We start from the raw sequence: 19,177 nt of genomic DNA on the forward strand, positions 1-19,177 counted from the left end.
CCCTGTGGGAGCGGGCTTGCTCGCGAAGGGGCCAGACCTGCTGAAAACAGACCATTGAAACAATGTGAATCAGGTTTTTTCCGTCTACTTTGTAGGATTCTGCGACAGCTTGGCGTTTGGTGATCCGAGAGCTGGCACGTATGATGCTTCACAAACTTCCGCAGATTAGAAGCCTATGTCCCTGATAGTTCTACTGCTTCTGCCTTTTATCGGCAGCTGTCTGGCAGCCTTGCTGCCGCACAACGCGCGAAACACCGAATCTTTGTTGGCTGGCCTGGTTGCCTTGATAGGCACTGTTCAGGTCGCCCTCTTGTACCCGCATATCGCCGATGGCGGCGTGATCCGCGAAGAGTTTGTCTGGTTGCCCAGCCTGGGCCTGAACTTTGTCCTGCGCATGGACGGTTTCGCCTGGCTATTCTCGATGCTGGTGCTGGGCATCGGCACGCTGGTTTCGTTGTACGCCCGCTACTACATGTCGCCGGACGATCCGGTGCCGCGGTTCTTCGCGTTTTTCCTGGCGTTCATGGGCGCCATGCTCGGGCTGGTGATCTCCGGCAACCTGATCCAGATCGTGTTTTTCTGGGAGCTGACCAGCCTCTTTTCATTCCTGTTGATCGGTTACTGGCACCACCGCGCCGATGCGCGACGCGGTGCTTATATGGCGCTGATGGTCACCGGCGCAGGCGGTTTGTGTCTGCTGGCGGGGGTCATGCTGCTCGGCCATGTGGTCGGCAGCTATGACCTGGACAAGGTCCTGGCCGCCGGCGATCTGATTCGCGCGCACGCCCTCTACCCTATTCTGCTCCCCCTGATCCTGATCGGCGCCCTGAGCAAAAGCGCACAATTCCCCTTCCACTTCTGGCTGCCTCACGCGATGGCGGCGCCGACACCGGTTTCGGCTTATCTGCACTCGGCGACCATGGTCAAGGCCGGGGTGTTTCTCCTCGCACGACTGTGGCCGTCGCTGTCCGGCAGTGAAGAATGGTTCTACATCGTCAGCGGCGCCGGTGCCTGCACCCTGTTGCTCGGTGCGTATTGCGCGATGTTCCAGAACGATCTCAAGGGTTTGCTGGCCTATTCGACCATCAGTCACCTGGGCCTGATCACCCTGCTGCTGGGCCTGAACAGTCCGCTGGCCGCTGTGGCCGCGGTGTTTCACATTCTCAACCACGCTACGTTCAAGGCTTCGCTGTTCATGGCCGCAGGGATCATCGACCACGAAAGCGGCACCCGGGACATTCGCAAGCTCAGCGGCTTGATCAAGCTGATCCCGTTCACCGCCACCCTGGCCATGGTCGCCAGCGCTTCCATGGCCGGTGTGCCGCTGCTCAACGGCTTCCTCTCCAAAGAGATGTTCTTCGCCGAAACCGTGTTCATCAATGCCACGGCCTGGATCGAGATGACGCTGCCCATCGTCGCGACCATCGCCGGGACCTTCAGCGTCGCCTACTCACTGCGCTTTACCGTCGACGTGTTCTTCGGCCCGACCGCCACCGACCTGCCGCACACCCCGCACGAGCCGCCACGCTGGATGCGCGCGCCGGTGGAGTTGTTGGTATTCGCCTGCCTGGTCGTGGGGATTTTCCCGGCGCAGGTGGTCGGCCCGTTGCTGGCCGCGGCCGCCCTGCCGGTGGTGGGCGGCACCTTGCCTGAATACAGCCTGGCGATCTGGCACGGCTGGAACGCGCCGATGATCATGAGCCTGATCGCCATGTCCTGCGGCATCGTGCTTTATCTGCTGTTGCGCAATCAGCTCAAACACGGGCGTTTCAAGTACCCGCCGATCATTGGCCGGTTCAACGGCAAGCGCCTGTTCGAACGCAGCCTGGTGATCATGATGCGCCTGGCCCGTCGTCTCGAGCGGCGGATCAGCACCAAGCGCCTGCAAACCCAATTGTTCCTGGTGGTGCTCGCGGCCGTGTTGGCCGGGTTGATCCCGATGCTCCACAGCAGCCTGAGCTGGGGCGACCGGCCGAAGATTCCAGGCTCGATCGTGTTCGTGACCCTCTGGCTGCTGGCGATTGCCTGTGCCCTTGGCGCGGCGTGGCAGGCCAAGTATCACCGGCTCGCGGCCCTGACCATGGTCAGCGTCTGCGGTCTGATGACGTGCGTGACCTTCGTCTGGTTCTCGGCGCCCGATCTTGCGCTGACGCAACTGGCGGTCGAAGTGGTGACCACGGTGCTGATCCTCCTCGGTCTGCGTTGGTTGCCGCGCCGAATCGAAGAGGTCTCGCCGCTGCCGAGCACCCTGCGCAAGGCACGCATCCGCCGTATCCGCGACTTGCTGTTGTCGACCGTGGTCGGCGGCGGCATGGCATTGCTTTCGTACGCGATGCTGACGCGCCAGACACCGAATCACATTTCGTCGTTCTACCTCAGCCGTGCCCTGCCCGAAGGCGGCGGCAGCAACGTGGTCAACGTGATGCTGGTGGATTTCCGCGGCTTCGACACCCTCGGTGAAATTACCGTGCTGGTGGCCGTGGCCCTGACCGTGTTCGCCTTGCTGCGACGCTTCCGTCCACCAAAAGAAAGCCTGCAGTTGCCGGCCCAGCAACGTCTGCTGGCACCGGATGTGGTCACCGACCTGGTCAACCCGCGTCACGCCAGCGATACCGCGCTCGGCTTCATGATGGTGCCGGCGGTGCTGGTGCGTCTGCTGCTGCCGATCGCATTTGTCGTGTCGGTCTACCTGTTCATGCGCGGCCACAATCAACCTGGCGGCGGCTTCGTCGCAGGCCTGGTGATGTCCGTAGCGTTCATCCTGCAATACATGGTCGCCGGCACCCAGTGGGTCGAAGCGCAAATGAGCCTGCGACCCCTGCGCTGGATGGGCACCGGGTTGTTGTTCGCCACGGTCACCGGGCTTGGGGCGATGGCGGTCAGTTATCCTTTCCTGACCACCCACACTTGGCATTTCGAACTGCCAGTGTTCGGTGACATTCACATCGCCAGTGCGCTGTTCTTCGACATCGGCGTGTACGCCGTGGTGGTCGGTTCGACCCTGTTGATCCTCACCGCCCTCGCTCACCAATCGGTACGGGGTCACAAGACCGCTGCCCTGCCTCGATCCGTCGCCACGCAAGGAACCGTCTGATGGAAGAAGTCATCGCAATCGCCATCGGCGTGCTGGCCGCGTCCGGCGTCTGGCTGATCCTGCGGCCACGGACGTTTCAGGTGGTGATGGGCCTGTGCCTGCTGTCTTACGGCGTCAATCTGTTCATCTTCAGCATGGGCAGCCTGTTTATCGGCAAGGAGCCGATCATCAAGGACGGCGTACCGCAAGATCTGCTGCACTACACCGACCCGCTGCCGCAAGCGCTGGTGTTGACCGCCATCGTGATCAGCTTCGCCATGACCGCGTTGTTTCTGGTGGTGCTGCTGGCTTCCCGGGGCCTGACCGGTACCGACCATGTGGATGGCCGGGAGCCTAAAGAATGAATCTGATGCCGCACCTGATCGCTGCACCGATTCTGCTGCCGCTGCTGACCGCCGCCGTGATGCTGATGCTGGGCGAGAAACACCGTCCGCTGAAGGCCAAGATCAACCTGTTTTCCAGCCTGGTGGGGTTGGGCATTGCCGTGCTGTTGCTGCAATGGACTCAGGAGACGGGCGTCCCCGGCTCCATCGGCGTGTACCTGCCGGGCAACTGGCAGGTGCCGTTCGGTATCGTGCTGGTGGTCGATCGACTGTCGGCGCTGATGCTGGTGCTGACCGGGATCATCGGCGTCAGCGCCCTGCTGTTCGCCATGGCCCGTTGGGACGGCGCCGGTTCGAGTTTCCACGCGCTGTTCCAGATTCAGATGATGGGCCTGTATGGCGCGTTCCTGACGGCGGACCTGTTCAACCTGTTTGTGTTTTTTGAAGTGTTGCTGGCGGCCTCTTATGGCCTGATGCTCCACGGTTCGGGTCGGTCGCGGGTGTCGTCGGGTTTGCATTACATCTCGATCAACCTGCTGGCCTCGTCACTGTTTTTGATCGGCGCGGCGCTGATCTACGGCGTCACCGGCACCCTGAACATGGCCGACCTGGCGCTGAAAATTCCGCTGGTGCCGGAAGCCGATCGCGGCCTGCTGCATGCCGGCGCGGGGATTCTGGCCGTGGCGTTCCTGGCCAAGGCCGGGATGTGGCCGCTGAACTTCTGGCTGGTGCCGGCCTATTCCGCGGCGAGCGCGCCGGTGGCGGCGATGTTCGCGATCATGACCAAGGTCGGCGTCTACACCTTGCTGCGCTTGTGGACCTTGCTGTTCTCTGGTCAGGCTGGTGCCTCGGCGTACTTTGGCGGCGACTGGCTGATCTACGGCGGCATGGCGACCATCGTCTGCGCTGCGGTGGCGATCCTCGCCGCACAACGTCTGGAGCGCCTGGCCAGTCTGAGTATTCTGGTGTCGGCCGGGATTCTGCTGTCGGCCATCGGTTTCGCCCAGCCCAACCTGATCGGCGCGGCACTGTTCTATCTGGTCAGCTCGACCCTGGCATTGAGCGCGTTGTTCCTGTTGGCCGAGTTGATCGAGCGTTCGCGTTCGGCCAATGAAATGCCGTTGTTCGATGACGGCGATCTACCGCGACCGATGGAATCCTTGCAGCCGCCCAAAGGCATCAACCTCGATGACGAGCAGAAAGCCGTGGTCGGCCAGGTGATTCCCTGGACCATGGCTTTCCTCGGGTTGAGCTTCATTGCCTGCTCGCTGCTGATCATCGGCATGCCGCCGCTCTCGGGGTTCATTGGCAAACTCGGCTTGCTCAGCGCCCTGCTCAATCCGTTGGGCCTGGGCAATGGGAGCGATGAGCCGGTTTCCAATGCCGCGTGGGGCTTGCTCGCGTTGCTGATCCTCTCCGGGCTGGCGTCGTTGATCGCGTTCTCGCGCTTGGGCATCCAGCGGTTCTGGACACCCGAGGAGCGGCCGTCGCCGTTGCTGCGACGTTTCGAATGCGTGCCGATCATTGCGTTGCTGGGCTTGAGCATTGCGCTGACCTTCAAGGCCGAACCGCTGCTGCGCTACACCCAGGCGGCCGCCCAGGCCTTGAACAACCCGCAGCAATACGTGATGGCGGTGCTCGGTACCCGTGCGATTCCAAGCCCGGAAGCCAAAGCTGCGATCGCGGAGGTCAAACCATGAAGCGACTGTTTCCTGCTCCCTGGTTGTCGCTGGCGCTGTGGTTGTTGTGGCTGGTGCTGAACCTCTCGATGAGCCCCGGCAATCTGCTGCTGGGCGCGGTGCTGGGGTTTTGCGCGCCGCTGATGATGCGCAAGCTGCGACCGCTGCCGATCCGCATTCGTCGGCCGGGGGTGATTGTGCGTTTGTTCTTTCTTGTCGGTCGCGACGTGGTGGTGTCCAACCTCGCCGTGGCCTGGGGCGTGCTCAACGCTGGTCGCCGCCCACCGCGTTCGCGCTTCATTAAGGTGCCGCTGGATTTGCGTGACGCCAACGGCCTGGCCGCGCTGTCGATGATCTGCACGGTGGTCCCCGGCACCGTGTGGTCGGAACTGGCATTGGATCGCAGCATTCTGTTGCTGCACGTCTTCGATCTGGATGACGAAGCGCTGTTCATCCAGCACTTCAAGGCGACCTACGAGCGCCCCTTGATGGAGATCTTCGAATGAGCGCCTTGCTGTCGAACGCAATCCTGCTGAGCCTGTTCATCTTTTCGCTGGCGATGATTCTGACCCTGATCCGGCTGTTCAAGGGGCCGTCGGCCCAGGACCGGGTTCTGGCGCTGGACTACCTGTACATCATCGCGATGCTGATGATGCTGGCGCTGGGCATTCGTTATGCCAGTGACACTTACTTCGAGGCGGCGCTGCTGATTGCGCTGTTCGGTTTCGTCGGCTCGTTTGCCCTGGCGAAATTCCTGCTGCGTGGCGAGGTGATCGAATGAGTGCTGAACTGTCTCTGTGGGTTGAAATTCCGGTGGCGATCCTGCTGGTGCTCAGCAGTCTGTTTGCGCTGACCGGCGCCATTGGCCTGGTGCGGATGAAGGACTACTTCCAGCGCATGCACCCGCCTGCGCTGGCGTCGACCTTGGGCGCCTGGTGCGTGGCGCTGGCCTCGATCATTTACTTTTCGGCGCTCAAGTCCGGGCCGATTTTACATGCCTGGCTGATTCCGATTCTGTTGTCGATAACGGTGCCGGTGACCACGTTGCTGCTGGCGCGGGCGGCGCTGTTTCGCAAGCGCATGGCGGGGGATGATGTGCCGGCCGAGGTGAGTAGTCGGCGCACGGAGAGCGGGAGTTAAACGCGAAAAAGATCGCAGCCTCGTTTCACTCGACAGCTCCTACAGGGGAATGCATAACCCATTTAGGAGCTGTCGAGTGAAACGAGGCTGCGATCTTTTGATCTTGCATTACCTCAGATCAAATCCAGGCAACGGCCAACAACCCCGCCCCCAGCACCACGCACAACGGCGAATACGCCCAGGTGTCGAGCCGGGCAAACTTCGAATCCTTCACCTGCTTGAAGAACCCTATCAAATTCGAATCGCCGATCGCCCTGGCGAACATCAGCATCGCAATGGCGCTGATCACCCATTGCAGCGACCAGTGATGCACCGTCGGCAGATACAGGCCGACCCGCATGCACACCAGCATCGCAATCAGCAGTAACCCGACCGCCACCAGTAACGTGGCAAAGCCTGAAGGCTTGAAGGCCGGCCTGGGTTCTCCGCCGTCCTCTGCGGACACTCGCGGGACCGCCGCCTCGCTACCCAACTTGCCACCCGCCGCCCAATACAGGTGGATCAGGCTGATCAACAGAAAGATGGCAGCCATCCATTGCGCGATCAATAGGCTCATGTTCAGACTTCCAGCGTGAAATGTCGCAGCAGAATGAACTTCCTTGAACGATTTTGTAAGGGTATTCGTCATCGGCGATGATAAAGTGCCGCCCCATGAAACTCGCCCGAACTGATCGCACATTGATGGCCTGGATGCTTTATTGCTGCGTCCTGTTCAACGTGTTCGCCTGCAGTATCGGTCACGGGCAAATGGTCGGGATGCAGCTCAACGGCATCGGCGGCCAGTTCTGTACCGTCGACCCGGCCAGCCAGCTACCGGCCTCGTCGAACACCTCCGAAGACAAACTGCCGACCCTGTCCAAGGCCTTCGGCTGCCCGTTGTGCTCCACCGGCGGCATGGGCCCGGCGCTCAACTCCAGCCTGACCCTGGCTATCCTCCCGCAGCAACACAGTCCGCCCTTGGCCGTCGTCGCCAATGCTGACCTCCCTGCCCGCTTCACCTGGCCCTCGGCCAATCCTCGCGCTCCGCCTGCCGCCTGAATTTCTTCGCCTTTTCCGATCAGCTCACCTCGCCAACGCGTGGCGTTGGCGTGTGCGCTGTTTCCTAGTCAAGCATTCAGGATTCATCGATGAAACGCATTCCTTTACTGGCAAGCCTGTTCGGCTGCCTGTCTGTAAACGCTTGGGCGCAATCCACAATCGACCTCGCGCCCATCACCATTGATGGCGAAGCGGCGGCTGAGCCGGGGCTGAGTCTGGATCAGTCCAGCGGCATGGCGTCGCGGCTTGGCCTGAGCGTGCGCGAAACCCCCGCCTCGGTAGCCGTGGCCAACCGCAACGACATCGAGCGCCACGGCGCGCAGAACTTTCAGGACGCCGCCAATACCTTGCCGGGCGTCAATGCCAGCGCACCGCCGGGTTTCGGTGGGTTCGTCTCCTATCGCGGATTCACCAGCAGCCAGATCACCCAGATGTTCAACGGCGTCAATGTCTCCGGCGGCCTCGCCCGGCCAGTAGACGCCTGGATCTATGATCGCGTGGAGCTAGTGGGCGGCCCGTCATCGCTGATCAATGGTGCTGGCTCCGTGGGCGGTTCGCTGAACTACATGACCAAACTGGCGACGCGTGAAGAGCAAGCCATCGAAGGCCGGGTCAGCTACGGCAGTTATGACACCACCGAGACTGCATTCGGCCTCAACCACGCCCTGAGCGATGCCAGCGCGGACGTGCAGCACTACGCGCGGCTCGACGTCAGCCACAACACCGGCAACGGCTACATCGACCGTCAGGAGCGTGATGCGTGGAGCGTGGCGTTCTCGCTGCTCAGCGACCTGACGCCCAACCTGTCCCACACCCTGGCCCTGGAATATCAGGATGAACACGAAGACAGTCCTTACTGGGGCACACCGGTGCTTAACCCCAAGGCCGGCGAATTGAAAATCGACAAACACAACCGATTCAACAACTACAACGTCGAGGACGGCCGCTACGAGCAACGCACGATTTGGGTTCGCTCGATCATCGACTACCGGATCAACGACAGCACCACCCTGCGCAACACCCTTTACCACCTCGACAGCCAGCGCGATTACCGCAACCTGGAAACCTACCAGTACAACGCCGACAACAGTTCGGTGAATCGCTCCACGGCCTATCAGGTCCGGCATCAGGGCGAGCAGAACGGCAACCAGTTAGAACTGCGCCACGACAACACGTTGTTCGGGCTGGACACGACCTGGTCCGGCGGCTTCGAGTACAAGGTCAACCAGACCACCAAGTCGCCGCTGAACGTCAAAGGTGCCAGCACCGTCGATCCGAACAACTTTGCGCCAGGGCACTTCTATGACATCCCGGGCACCCTACCGGGCTTTGTCAGCGACAAGACTGATGAAGTCACGACCAAAGCCCTGTTTGCCGAGAACCGTTTGGCACTCACCGACAAACTCGCGCTGCTGACCGGCCTGCGTTACGACGACATCGACCTGGACGTGACCAACCACCGGGTCGTGACCGCCAGCAATCCCCGGCACCTCAAGCGCAGCTGGGAGCCGGTGACCGGTCGGGTCGGCCTGACTTACCAATTCATTCCCGACGCCAACGTCTACGTGCAATACAGCACCGCTGCCGAACAGCCCAACGGCACGCAAGACTTCGACGTGTCCACCGGCAAGCAATGGGAAGTCGGCAGTAAATTCGACTATCTGGACGGCCGCGGCTCGGCGACGGTGGCGGCTTACACGATCGAGCGAAAGGACTTCGCAGTCACCGATCCGCTGGATCCGACCAGCAGCATTCCCGTGGGTCAACAGACGTCCAAAGGGATCGAACTGGCCAGTTCGTTGCGGATCACCGACAAGCTGTTGGCCGAAGGCAACTTCGCCTGGGTCGACGCGCAGTACGACGAATTCAACGAGAAGAATGCGGCGGGTGTCGTGGTTTCACGCAAAGGCAACACACCGACCAACGTGCCGGACCGGGTCGGCAATCTGTGGCTGACCTATGACTTCGCGCCACAATGGCAGGGTGGTGTCGATGCGCGGTATGTGGCCTCGGTGTTTGCCGACAGCGCCAACACCCTGACCGTGCCTTCATACACGCTCTACGGAACGTTCCTCAGCTACAAGGTCGATCAACACACCACCGTCACCGGCCGGGTGCGCAACCTGACCAATGAGGTGTATGCCGAATTCGCCCATGTGTCACCGGCGTATTACCTCGGTACGCCGCGCACCTTCGAGTTGGCGGTGCAGACCCGGTTCTAAAAGCATCGCGAGCAAGCTCGCTCCCACAAGGGATCTCCTGTGTACACAAACTCTGTGAACGACATAGATCAAATGTGGGAGCGAGCTTGCTCGCGATAGCGGTAATCGGCACAACACAACCTTCCAACCAACCCGCTCACTTCAACCCGGCGGAGACTTTATCCGCCACTTCCTTGGGCACCCAGGCCTGCCACACGTCCGGGTGCGCCTTCATGAACGCCTGCGCCGCCTGCCGTGGCGGGGTATGTTTTTCGCTCATCTCGGCCAGCGCCTTGTTCAATGGATCGATTGGCAACTCGACCTTGCTGAAGAACTCGGCAATCTGCGGATACTGTTTCAGGAATGGCGTGGACACGCCAATGGACAGCTTCGAGGGCAGCGAGCGAGTCGGTTTCGGATTCGGGTTGTCGGCGTCGGTCAGGGTTTTCCAGGCATCGGCGTCGAACGGCGGCTCTTCCAGCTGAATCAGTTTGAAGCGGCCGAGCAACGGCGTAGGCGACCAATAATAGAACAGCACCGGTTTGCCACGCCGAATCGAAGAACTGATCTCCGCATCCAGCGCTGCGCCGGAACCGCTGCGGAAATTCACATAGCTGTCGTCCAGCCCATACGCCTTGAGTTTCTGTTTGTTGACCACTTCCGACGTCCAGCCGATCGGGCTGTTGAGGAAGCGCCCCTTGCCCGGGGTTTCCGGGTCGCGGAACACGTCCTTGTATTTCGGCAGGTCGCTGACACTGCGCAGGCCCGGCGCCAGCGGCTTGATGCCTTTCGCCGGGTCGCCTTTGATCACATATTCGGGCACCCACCAACCCTCGGTGGCGCCCTTGACTGTATCGCCGAGACTCGCGACTTTGCCTTCGGCCTCAGCCTTGACCCAGACCGGACTGCGACCGGCCCACTCTTCGCCAATGACCTGAATGTCATTGTTGGCCAGTGCGGTCTCCAGGGTGATGGTCGTCCCCGGCAAGGTATCGGTCGGCAGCCCGTAGCCCTTCTCGACGATGATCCGCAGGATATCGGTAATCAGGCTGCCGCTTTCCCAGTTCAGGTCGGCGAAGTGGATCGGCGCCTGGGCAGCGAACACCGGAACGGGTGAAGCCAACAATCCGAAAGTGGCCAGGGTAGCGGCCAGCAACCGTCGAAATCCGTTCATGCTTTTGCACCTCGTGCTGTTCACAGCAATAGCAGGATGGCCTGGCAGAAGACCGCAAAGCCTCTGAATACTCAGTCAACTGACTGTAGTAGAGGTTCCTGCTTTCGAGGGAGATCAATCAGTTTTCGGGAGGTTCCTGCAAGCGCGCCAACGCTCTTCGTACCATGCTGGCGTACTCCGCCGGGCGCAACGTATAGATCTGTGACGCCACCCAACCCAGCCATGCACCTTGCAAAACAGCCTTCTGGTCGAACAGCCGCTGGGCTTCGGCTTGCGCACTGGCCTGGTTCTGTTCGTGGAAGTCGGCGCGGGTCAGGGTCATTATTCGCTGGCCTTGAAGGTGATCAGTTCACCTTTGCGCCACTTGGCAGCCTTGGCGGTCACGGCTTTCAGGGTTTTGGTCAGACCTTCCTGCAACTGTTGGTGAGCGGCGAACACCATCACTACGCTATGACCTTCCTTGAACACGACCCCATGGCCATCCGCGGTGGTGACGAAGGCATAATCACCCAGGCCGTAAACCGTCAGTTTGATTTCGCGGAACTTGATGTCCAGCTTGCCGCCTTCGCGACTGGGCAATACAGAGGCGCTGAAATGATCGCCGACCTTGAGTTTAAGCCCTGGTTTGTCATCAACCACCAGCGCCTCTTCGGTGTCGATCTCGGCAATATATATGCCTTCAGCGTTCTGTTCGGTGATGTAAACAAAACGTGACTGGAACTGTTTAACCAGCTTTGCGCGCAAATCACCCAGCACGAACAAAGCATGCATATCGAGATTACTTACTGCCAAGGAAACATCCCCACATCTGAAAATGATGCTGCACGCAGGAAAACAGCGCACAGCAGAAAAAAGCGGCAATGCCGAAAGTGTAGCCAAATGACCCGGGTTGAAATCCTGAAACGAGCAGAGGGCTCATCCATCGCGAGGCTTGAGAAGACTACTGGAACAACACTCACGTCGTCTTGCCTGGCGTTCGTCAGAGGTTGAAGGAAAAAGCCCTTCCGACGGCCAGAAAAACGGGACTACCAACTTTAGGGAAAAAGCTCTTTAAAAAAAGCACTTTTCCGACATATCGCCAGCAAAAAATTGCTTTAGATGAACATCGATCGCCAAACACTGACGGTGATTCTAGAGCAGCGATGCTCATCGAGACTACCCAAAACCACGTACACACGTCGGTAAAACAACGAAAAGGACTTCATATGTGCACGCTGACACATTTTGCTCACCCTCAGGCGCCTGACACGAACAGCTCGACGACACTGCACCCAGGGATGTTTCAACCGCATGAATACTACCCTGTAGAGCTTGCCCGGCCACGTTTTCAGGTCATTCTGGCTGGCAATGCCTTTTTTCATATCAAGGAAATTTCCACCGGCCGCGTCAGAGGTTTCCGCGGCAATCATAACGAAGCCTGCGCCCTTGCCCGCTCGCTCGAGTTACGCGGTTGACGGTCCCGCCCGTTCATTTCAATAGACGCTTCGTCATGCCGGCGACTTAACTCAGCCGCCGGCATGCAACTACTGCCATACTGCCCGACCAATGAAACCCGTCCCCAGGATGGGCGGCGTTCAAAACAACAGAATATTTCAAGGGAAGGCTGCTACGTGACGGAATTTGATATCGGTGAATTTTTTATCCGGGGCGAAGCCAGAGAAGTCGAAGGCGAATTCCAGGCAGTCATTATCATGCGCGCCAAACCACCGCTGACCACCGTGACATATCACCAGGTCGAGAAAGATCGCTGGTTCAAGACCTCGGACGTCGCCGCCATTGCCGCCCAGGATGCCGCCAAGGCGCTGAAGGTTGCCGTCGATGAAGGTGCATTGAAAGCCTGATAGTCGGTTTGCAGTCTATGCTCACTTCTGCTTTTGAACATCGCCATCGAACTCCTGAAGCGCGGCTCTCTCAGATGTACTGAAGCCGCCCCTCAGATCTCGCACTCGACGCGACCCGCAAGGAGATGAACATGGATTCACCGACACACGACTTGAAAGGTTTGTTCGACCAACTCGGTCTGGACTCCAGCGAGAAGGCCATCGACGATTTCATTGCCAGTCATTCTCCCCTGGCCGACGACAAAAAACTCATCGATGCCGAGTTCTGGACTCCGCAGCAAGCCGGCTTCCTGAAAGAACAATTGCGTGAAGACGCCGATTGGGCGCGGGTGGTCGACGACCTGAACCTGCGCATGCATCAGATCCACTAGCCTGCATCTGTAGGAGCTGTCGAGTGCAACGAGGCTGCGATCTTTTGATGTTTTAAAAGCGAAGATCAAAAGATCGCAGCCTCGTTGCACTCGACAGCTCCTACAGGGAGGGGCCTCAACGAGGGCTTTGCGGCTTGTAACCCAATCGCAGACCACCCCAATGTCGGCCCTTGAGCATGATGGGCACCGAGAGGTCGTGCATCAGCTCACCGGTGTCGCGGGTGTAGGTTTGCAGCAGTACGGCCTGCTGATGGCTGCCACAGCGGATCCCGGTGCGGTCGGCGAATTTGCGTTTAGTGCGGTTTTGCAAGGTATCGACCTGCGCATCACCGGTCAGTGGTTGGCTGAAGACCTTGTTGTGGGTCGGCACATAGCCCTGCTGCGTACAGGCGATGGCGAACACCAGGCCTTCATGACGCGGCAACAAGGGTTCCTGGATCGCCGGCAAGACCTGATCGGCGTAGCGATCGAAGCGGGTCTGGTATTTGGCCGGGCTGGTGTTGGGAATGGTTTGGTAATTGCGGTCAAACAGGTCATCGAGGCTCACGCGGCCCTCGTCGATATCCGCTTCAAAGCGCGCCGCGATCTGACTCGCGCCTTCGCGGGCAAGGTCATAAATCCGTTGGTGGTAGTCATCCAGCCCGACTTCGGCGAGGCGTTCGCTGATGGTTTCGGCCTGACCTTCCATTTGCACGGCGGCCTGGGCCAGGCGCTGGGTCTGTTGGTCGCTGATCGCCAGGTCGCTGCGCATCTGTTCGATGGCGTGAAACAGGCTATCGAGTTGTTCGCGGTTGGTGTCAGCGCCCCTGGCGATTTCCCCGACCTGGCTTTCGACGCCAGCGGCCAGACGCGCAATGTTCTCCAGGTGCTCACCGGTGTGCTCGACCTGCTTGACCCCGGTGTCGAGGTCGCTGGACAGTTGACGGATCTGCTCCACCACTTGCGCGGTGCGTTGCTGAATATCAGCGACCATTTCCCCGACTTCGCCAGTGGCTGTCGCCGTGCGCGCGGCCAGACCTCGAACCTCATCGGCCACCACCGCAAATCCGCGACCATGCTCCCCGGCCCGCGCCGCCTCGATAGCCGCGTTCAAGGCCAGCAGATTGGTCTGGCTGGCGATGGACTGGATCACCAGGGTGACCCGTTGGATATCGTCACTGCGCAGGCTCAGGGCTTCGATCAGTTCACGGCTGTTACTGGCGCGCTGACTGAGTTGATGCATACGGGCGATGGACTCGATCAGCTCCGTGCGCCCTGCCGCGCTACTCCGATGAGCCTCGCTGGCCGCACTGAGCGCTTCCCGGCTGAGTGTCGAGGTGGCTTGTTCGGTAGCGATCATCACTTCGGCGTTGCTGACAATCTGCGCCGCGGCACCGAGCTGCGATTGCAGTTTGTCTGCCAGTTGCTTGACCGAAAAGGCCACACCGGCGGCAGACAACGCGTTATGACTGGTGGTGTAGGAAAGATCGCGAGTTAACTCGGCAATCGCGCTGGCGCTGTCGACGGGGGTTGCCTCAGGGATGGCGCGCGAGCGCAAGCGAGGTAGCCAGATAACCAGCACCGCCAATGGCAGGCCAAGGTAAAGCGACCAGCCGCCCAGCGTCATGCCGCACAACAACAGCATCAGGGCGATGCTTTGCAGGGTCGGCGTCAGCCAAAGGTTTCTTGGCAAAAGCACGGGTGCAGGCACTGCCGCAACCAGCGATCCGTCTCGCGTCATCTTCGTCACCCCACGAATAATTCTAATTGTTGTATCGGCATTAAACGCCACTACAAGGCCATTATCTATGGTCCATTAGTAGTGGGCGTTGCAGCAGATCAATAGAAGTGCACGGGTTTTTCGCAGACGAAAAAAAGCATCGCGGGCAAGCCTCACTCCTGTAGGAGCAAGACTTGCCCGCGATGCGGGCATTACGAAATCAGGCCTGACGCTGGTGCTTGTCGATCTGTTCGTGACGCTCTTGAGCTTCGATGCAGTATTTGGTGGTCGGGCTGATCAGCAGGCGCTTCAGGCCAATGGCCTCGCCGCTGTCGTCGCACCAGCCGAAGCTGTCTTCTTTGATGCGTTCCAGAGCCTGTTCCAACTGAGGCAGCATGCGCTGGTCGCGATCGATCGCGTTCACCAGCCAGGTGCGCTCTTCTTCAACAGAAGCAGCGTCGGCCGGATCGGCCGGGGTGTCCAGGCTTTCGATGGCGATGCGGTTCTGTTCGATGCGCTCATGGGTTTCGACTTTCATGTTCTGCAACAGCTCAGAGAAAAAAGCATGTTGCTCGGCATTCATGTAGTCATCCGCCGGCATGGCCAGCAACTTGTCCTTTGTCATTGATATCTCTATAAAAAAACGTGCATTAAGGCGAATTAGGGAGCGTTCCGGCGGACCTGGGTCGGCCATCGGAACGGCGCCGTTTAATTCCAAGCGCCACCCGGCACTCAATTTACGAGGGGCGGCAGTCTAAGGCCGACTTGAGGCCTCAGCAACTGAAAAGACAGCGAATTTGTCCGACAAAGCCCTGAAAGTGCTCTACGGCAGCCTTTGCGGTGGTTATCGGAGTGCGTTTATAGCAAGAAATTCAATCACGCGGCTGTATATAGAAGACAAATGGTTGCGCCACGCGGGACAGGCGTGGCGCATTGGCTGCTTTATCTGAGGCTCAGCGCTTGAGTTTGCGCTTGTTGCGGTACTGATCGATGACCACTGCCACCACGATGATCAGGCCTTTGATGATGTCCTGAATGTAAGCATCGACGCCGACGAAGGTGAAACCGCTGGCCATGACCCCGAGGATCAGTGCGCCGATGACCGTGCCGGTGATGCGCCCTACGCCACCGGCCAGGCTGGTGCCGCCGATCACGGCCGCGGCAATCGCGTCCAGCTCATAAGACATGCCCATCCCGGCCTGCCCGGTCGCGGCCCGTGCCGACGCCACCACACCCGCCAGGCCTGCCAGCAACCCAGCGATGCTGTAGACGATCACCAGATGCCGCTTGACGTTGATCCCCGAGGTACGCGCTGCCTGCATGTTGCCGCCGATGGCGTAGGTGTACTTGCCGTACTTGGTGTAACGCAGGGCGATGTGAAAGATCACCGCGACCACCAGGAAAATGACCACCGGCATCGCGCCGTGTCCGATAGCCGTGTAGGAATCCGAGAGCATGCTCACCGGCTGGCCTTCGGTGTAGTAACGCGCGAGGCCACGCGCCGAGACCATCATGCCGAGGGTGGCAATGAACGGCGGGATACCGGTGATAGCAATGATGCTGCCGTTGATGGCCCCCGCCAGCAATCCCACCCCAAGCCCGGTTATGACCGGAATCCATACCGGCAAGTCAGTCAGCGACGGGAACACCGCCCGGGCGAAGTCCGACGTCTGGGCCAGGCTGGCAGCGATCATCGCCGACAGCGCGAGCACCGAGCCGGAGGACAGGTCAATGCCGGTGGTGATGATGACCTGGGTCACGCCGATCGCCAGCAGACCGATGATCGACACCTGCAGGATCATCAGCACCAGACGCTGGGAGTTCATCAGGAAGCTCTGGTCGCGCACGATCCAGCCAAACACTTCAAAGACCAGGCCGATGCCAATCAGCACCAGGAAAATACTCAACTCGGTCGGAAAGCGCCGGCGACTCTTGACCGGTGCCGTTGCTGGCTTGTTTTCCAGTATCGCGTTCATAAAAACTCACCCTTCTATCGCGTCGCCGACGCTGGCCAAAACCAGCGCCGGCATCCATTAGTGAACCGCGGACATGCCCGAGGCCAATTGCATCACTCGTTCCTGGGTCGCTTCGCAGCGGTCGAGGGTGCCCATCAGGTCACCCTCGTGCATGACCATCACCCGGTCGCTCATGCCAAGTACTTCCGGCAGTTCCGAGGAAATCATGATCACCGCCATGCCTTCGCTGGCGAGGCAGGAGATGAGCCGGTAGATCTCGGCCTTGGCCCCGACGTCGATACCGCGGGTCGGCTCGTCGAGAATCAGGATCCGTGGATTGGTCATCAGCCAGCGCGCCAACAACGCCTTTTGCTGATTACCGCCAGACAAGGTGTCGATGCACTGCTCCAGCGACGGGGTTTTGACCCGCAGCTTCTTGCACATGTCTTCGCACAAGGCGCGCAGGGCTTTTTGCTGGATGAAACCGTGGCCGGCGTAATGCGGCAACACCGCCATTTCCATGTTCTCCAGCACCGACAGGCACGGGAACAGGCCGCTGAGCTTGCGATCTTCGGTCAGTAGCGCGAAGCCCTTCTCGATCGCCATGTGCGGATCACTGATGCGCACCACTTCGCCGTCGAGACGAATCTCGCCACCGTCGCTCGGGGTGATGCCGAAAATCGCTTCGGCGACGTTGGTCCGCCCCGAGCCCATCAACCCGGCGATGCCGAGGATCTCGCCGGCATGCAGGTCGAAGGAAACACCTTTGAAAATGCCGTCCAGTTTGAGGTCGCGCACCGACAGCAGCAGATCACCGATCGGCTGCTCGCGCACCGGGAACAGCTGGCTCAGTTCGCGGCCGACCATCATCGAAATCAGGCTGTCGCCGTCCATGCTGTCGGCCCGCTGCAGGCCGATGTAGGCACCGTCACGAAACACCGCCACTTCATCGGCGATGCTGAACACTTCGTTCATTTTGTGGGTGATGTAAATGATGCCTTTGCCTTGACGCTTGAGGTCGGCAATGATCGAGAACAGATGCGCAACTTCCTTGTCGGTGATGGCCGAGGTCGGTTCATCCATGATCAGGATGTCGGAATCGTAGGACACCGCTTTGGCGATCTCGACCATCTGCCGTTCGGCGATGCTCAGGTTGCCGACCTGCTCCTGCGGATCGAGGTTGATCCGCAGGCGTTCCAGCAGTTGCGCGGTGCAGCGGTGCATTTCGCGGTGATCGATCATGTGCAGGCCATTGAGCTGCTCACGGCCGATCCAGATGTTCTCGGCGATGCTCATGTGCGGCATCAGGTTGAGTTCCTGGTGGATCATCGCGATCCCGGCCTGGAGCGCTGCCAGTGGCGTTTCGAAGACCACCGGCTTGCCCCTCAGGCGCAGTTCACCGGCATCCGGCTGATAGATGCCGGCAATGATTTTCATCAGGGTGGATTTGCCCGCGCCGTTTTCGCCCATCAGGGCCAGCACGGAACCGGGGCGTACCCGAAGCTGCACATCGGACAAGGCCACCACACCGGGAAATCCCTTGCTCACGTTGATGATCTCCAGCAGGTACGGCTCATCGGCAGGTGTTGCAGCTGGCTGGATACCCGCCAACGGGGTGCTCGAAGCAGTCGCTGAAGCGAACATGATCAGGTACTCCATCAGCAAGGTCGCGGTCGCAACCTTGCGTGTTTATTGTTGTTATTGAACCGACGGGCTATTTGAACGTGTCGACGTTTTGCGGGGTAATCAAGCGGTATGGCACCCACACAGCCTGTTCAACCGGCTCGTTCTTGGCCATTTTCACAGCGGTGTCGATCGAACCGTCCGCCTGACCCTTGGCGTCCTGGAACACCGAGACAGCCAGGGAGCCCTTCTTCACCGCGTTCAAACCGTCGGGCGTACCGTCGACACCGGCGATCAGCACGCTACCCTTTTCGACGCCGGCTTGTTGCAGGGCCATGGCCGCGCCAATCGCCATCTCGTCGTTGTTGGACACGATCGCGTCGAACTTACGGCCCTGGGTCAGCCAGTCGTTGACCAGGGTCATGCCCTTGTCCCGCGACCAGATGCCGGTCTGCTCTTGCTCGATCTTGATGTTCGGGTATTTGGCCAGAACGTCTTTGACGCCCTTGGTGCGGTTGGTGGTGGAGTTGTTCGCGAGGTCGCCCAGCAGAATCACGATGTCGCCCTTGCCGCCCATTTTGTCGGCCAGGTACTGCATCTGCATTTCACCGGCCTCCAGATCGTTGGAGGCGACAGTGACGACGCCTTTGGGCAGCTTCAGGTCATCGGGGCGGCGGTTGACGTAGACCAGCGGGATGCCGGCCTTGACGGCGGCTTCGGTGATTTTCTTGGTGGCGGCGGTATCCACCGGGTTGACCACGATGGCATCGACTTTCTGGCTGATGAAGCTTTCGACCTGGCTCAACTGCTTGACCACGTCGCTGCGGGCGTCTTCGAATTGCAGCTGCACGCCCTCGGGATAGGACTTGGCTTTTTTGTCCATGGATTCACGCAGGTAGGTCAGCCAGGTGTCATCGAATTGGGACATGCTGACGCCGATCTTCATATCGGCGAGCGCCGCGCCGCTGGCGAACATCAGGGACAAGGCAAGTGAGGCGAAACGGATCTTGGTCTTCATGAAAAGTCTTTCTCCACATTC

20 protein-coding genes are annotated in these 19,177 nt (G+C 59.9%); 11 read left to right on the forward strand and 9 right to left on the reverse strand.

The window, feature by feature from the left end; translation table 11 throughout:
• Nucleotides 1-175 precede the first annotated feature (175 nt).
• The 6 genes from ACIQU2_RS07150 to ACIQU2_RS07175 are packed head-to-tail and all read left to right on the forward strand — an operon-like array spanning nt 176 to nt 6,236.
• Complete coding sequence (locus ACIQU2_RS07150) at nt 176-3,094, forward strand: monovalent cation/H+ antiporter subunit A (protein ID WP_403139649.1); 2,919 nt, start codon at nt 176-178, stop codon at nt 3,092-3,094.
• Nucleotides 3,094-3,438 carry a Na+/H+ antiporter subunit C gene (locus ACIQU2_RS07155; RefSeq protein ID WP_007986256.1) on the forward strand — a complete coding sequence of 115 codons (345 nt, stop codon included), beginning with the start codon at nt 3,094-3,096 and terminating at the stop codon, nt 3,436-3,438. Before ACIQU2_RS07150 ends, ACIQU2_RS07155 begins: the two co-directional genes overlap by 1 nt.
• Nucleotides 3,435-5,117, forward strand: a complete 1,683-nt coding sequence (locus ACIQU2_RS07160) for a monovalent cation/H+ antiporter subunit D (protein WP_403139651.1) — start codon at nt 3,435-3,437, stop codon at nt 5,115-5,117. The genes ACIQU2_RS07155 and ACIQU2_RS07160 overlap by 4 nt, the downstream gene beginning before the upstream one ends.
• The gene (locus ACIQU2_RS07165) at nt 5,114-5,602 is read left to right on the forward strand and encodes a Na+/H+ antiporter subunit E (RefSeq protein ID WP_403139653.1); all 489 of its coding nucleotides are present in this window, start codon (nt 5,114-5,116) and stop codon (nt 5,600-5,602) included. Before ACIQU2_RS07160 ends, ACIQU2_RS07165 begins: the two co-directional genes overlap by 4 nt.
• Nucleotides 5,599-5,877: a K+/H+ antiporter subunit F gene (locus ACIQU2_RS07170; protein WP_008151692.1), complete on the forward strand. Its 279-nt coding sequence runs from the start codon at nt 5,599-5,601 to the stop codon at nt 5,875-5,877. The genes ACIQU2_RS07165 and ACIQU2_RS07170 overlap by 4 nt, the downstream gene beginning before the upstream one ends.
• Nucleotides 5,874-6,236 carry a Na+/H+ antiporter subunit G gene (locus tag ACIQU2_RS07175; RefSeq protein ID WP_403139656.1) on the forward strand — a complete coding sequence of 121 codons (363 nt, stop codon included), beginning with the start codon at nt 5,874-5,876 and terminating at the stop codon, nt 6,234-6,236. The genes ACIQU2_RS07170 and ACIQU2_RS07175 overlap by 4 nt, the downstream gene beginning before the upstream one ends.
• A 118-nt stretch (nt 6,237-6,354) precedes the next feature.
• Here ACIQU2_RS07175 and ACIQU2_RS07180 read toward each other — a convergent pair whose 3' ends face one another.
• Nucleotides 6,355-6,792: a DUF3995 domain-containing protein gene (locus ACIQU2_RS07180; protein ID WP_347804739.1), complete on the reverse strand. Its 438-nt coding sequence runs from the start codon at nt 6,790-6,792 to the stop codon at nt 6,355-6,357.
• A 95-nt stretch (nt 6,793-6,887) separates the two neighbouring features.
• On the opposite strand from ACIQU2_RS07180, the gene ACIQU2_RS07185 reads away from it, so the two are divergent.
• Together ACIQU2_RS07185 and ACIQU2_RS07190 are read left to right on the forward strand one after the other, a co-directional pair.
• The gene (locus ACIQU2_RS07185) at nt 6,888-7,274 is read left to right on the forward strand and encodes a DUF2946 domain-containing protein (protein ID WP_347804740.1); all 387 of its coding nucleotides are present in this window, start codon (nt 6,888-6,890) and stop codon (nt 7,272-7,274) included.
• Between the two features lie 89 nt (nt 7,275-7,363).
• Entirely contained in the window at nt 7,364-9,496 is a 2,133-nt protein-coding gene (locus ACIQU2_RS07190) for a TonB-dependent receptor (protein ID WP_403139658.1), read from the forward strand.
• A gap of 136 nt (nt 9,497-9,632) precedes the next feature.
• Here ACIQU2_RS07190 and ACIQU2_RS07195 read toward each other — a convergent pair whose 3' ends face one another.
• The 3 genes from ACIQU2_RS07195 to ACIQU2_RS07205 all read right to left on the reverse strand — a co-directional run bounded on the left by ACIQU2_RS07195 (nt 9,633) and on the right by ACIQU2_RS07205 (nt 11,441).
• Nucleotides 9,633-10,649 (reverse strand): ABC transporter substrate-binding protein, encoded by a 1,017-nt coding sequence (locus ACIQU2_RS07195; protein ID WP_403139660.1) that lies wholly within the window; start codon nt 10,647-10,649, stop codon nt 9,633-9,635.
• A 118-nt stretch (nt 10,650-10,767) separates the two neighbouring features.
• On the reverse strand, nt 10,768-10,971 hold the full coding sequence (locus ACIQU2_RS07200) for a hypothetical protein (RefSeq protein ID WP_347804743.1): 204 nt from the start codon (nt 10,969-10,971) through the stop codon (nt 10,768-10,770).
• A complete protein-coding gene (locus ACIQU2_RS07205) occupies nt 10,971-11,441 on the reverse strand; it encodes a hypothetical protein (RefSeq protein ID WP_347804744.1) in 471 nt (156 codons plus the stop codon). The genes ACIQU2_RS07200 and ACIQU2_RS07205 overlap by 1 nt, the downstream gene beginning before the upstream one ends.
• Nucleotides 11,442-11,854: 413 nt before the next feature.
• On the opposite strand from ACIQU2_RS07205, the gene ACIQU2_RS07210 reads away from it, so the two are divergent.
• The 3 genes from ACIQU2_RS07210 to ACIQU2_RS07220 all read left to right on the forward strand — a co-directional run bounded on the left by ACIQU2_RS07210 (nt 11,855) and on the right by ACIQU2_RS07220 (nt 12,861).
• Nucleotides 11,855-12,103 (forward strand): hypothetical protein, encoded by a 249-nt coding sequence (locus ACIQU2_RS07210; RefSeq protein WP_347804748.1) that lies wholly within the window; start codon nt 11,855-11,857, stop codon nt 12,101-12,103.
• Between the two features lie 156 nt (nt 12,104-12,259).
• Complete coding sequence (locus ACIQU2_RS07215) at nt 12,260-12,490, forward strand: hypothetical protein (protein ID WP_134099586.1); 231 nt, start codon at nt 12,260-12,262, stop codon at nt 12,488-12,490.
• A gap of 131 nt (nt 12,491-12,621) precedes the next feature.
• Nucleotides 12,622-12,861, forward strand: a complete 240-nt coding sequence (locus ACIQU2_RS07220) for a DUF2789 domain-containing protein (protein ID WP_033057641.1) — start codon at nt 12,622-12,624, stop codon at nt 12,859-12,861.
• A gap of 115 nt (nt 12,862-12,976) precedes the next feature.
• Here the strand turns inward: ACIQU2_RS07220 and ACIQU2_RS07225 are convergent, their stop codons facing one another.
• The 5 genes from ACIQU2_RS07225 to ACIQU2_RS07245 all read right to left on the reverse strand — a co-directional run bounded on the left by ACIQU2_RS07225 (nt 12,977) and on the right by ACIQU2_RS07245 (nt 19,156).
• Nucleotides 12,977-14,581, reverse strand: a complete 1,605-nt coding sequence (locus ACIQU2_RS07225; protein WP_403139664.1) for a methyl-accepting chemotaxis protein — start codon at nt 14,579-14,581, stop codon at nt 12,977-12,979.
• Between the two features lie 199 nt (nt 14,582-14,780).
• Nucleotides 14,781-15,185, reverse strand: coding sequence for a TraR/DksA family transcriptional regulator (locus ACIQU2_RS07230; protein ID WP_007907888.1), 405 nt, complete (start codon nt 15,183-15,185; stop codon nt 14,781-14,783).
• A 328-nt stretch (nt 15,186-15,513) separates the two neighbouring features.
• A complete protein-coding gene (locus ACIQU2_RS07235; protein WP_403139667.1) occupies nt 15,514-16,536 on the reverse strand; it encodes an ABC transporter permease in 1,023 nt (340 codons plus the stop codon).
• 57 nt (nt 16,537-16,593) lie between these two features.
• Nucleotides 16,594-18,159: a sugar ABC transporter ATP-binding protein gene (locus ACIQU2_RS07240; protein WP_403139669.1), complete on the reverse strand. Its 1,566-nt coding sequence runs from the start codon at nt 18,157-18,159 to the stop codon at nt 16,594-16,596.
• 70 nt (nt 18,160-18,229) lie between these two features.
• Entirely contained in the window at nt 18,230-19,156 is a 927-nt protein-coding gene (locus tag ACIQU2_RS07245) for a sugar ABC transporter substrate-binding protein (RefSeq protein WP_134417173.1), read from the reverse strand.
• Nucleotides 19,157-19,177: the final 21 nt, after the last annotated feature.

Origin of the sequence: Pseudomonas sp. NPDC098740 (assembly GCF_044760065.1) — a bacterium.
GTDB lineage: Bacteria > Pseudomonadota > Gammaproteobacteria > Pseudomonadales > Pseudomonadaceae > Aquipseudomonas > Aquipseudomonas rossensis.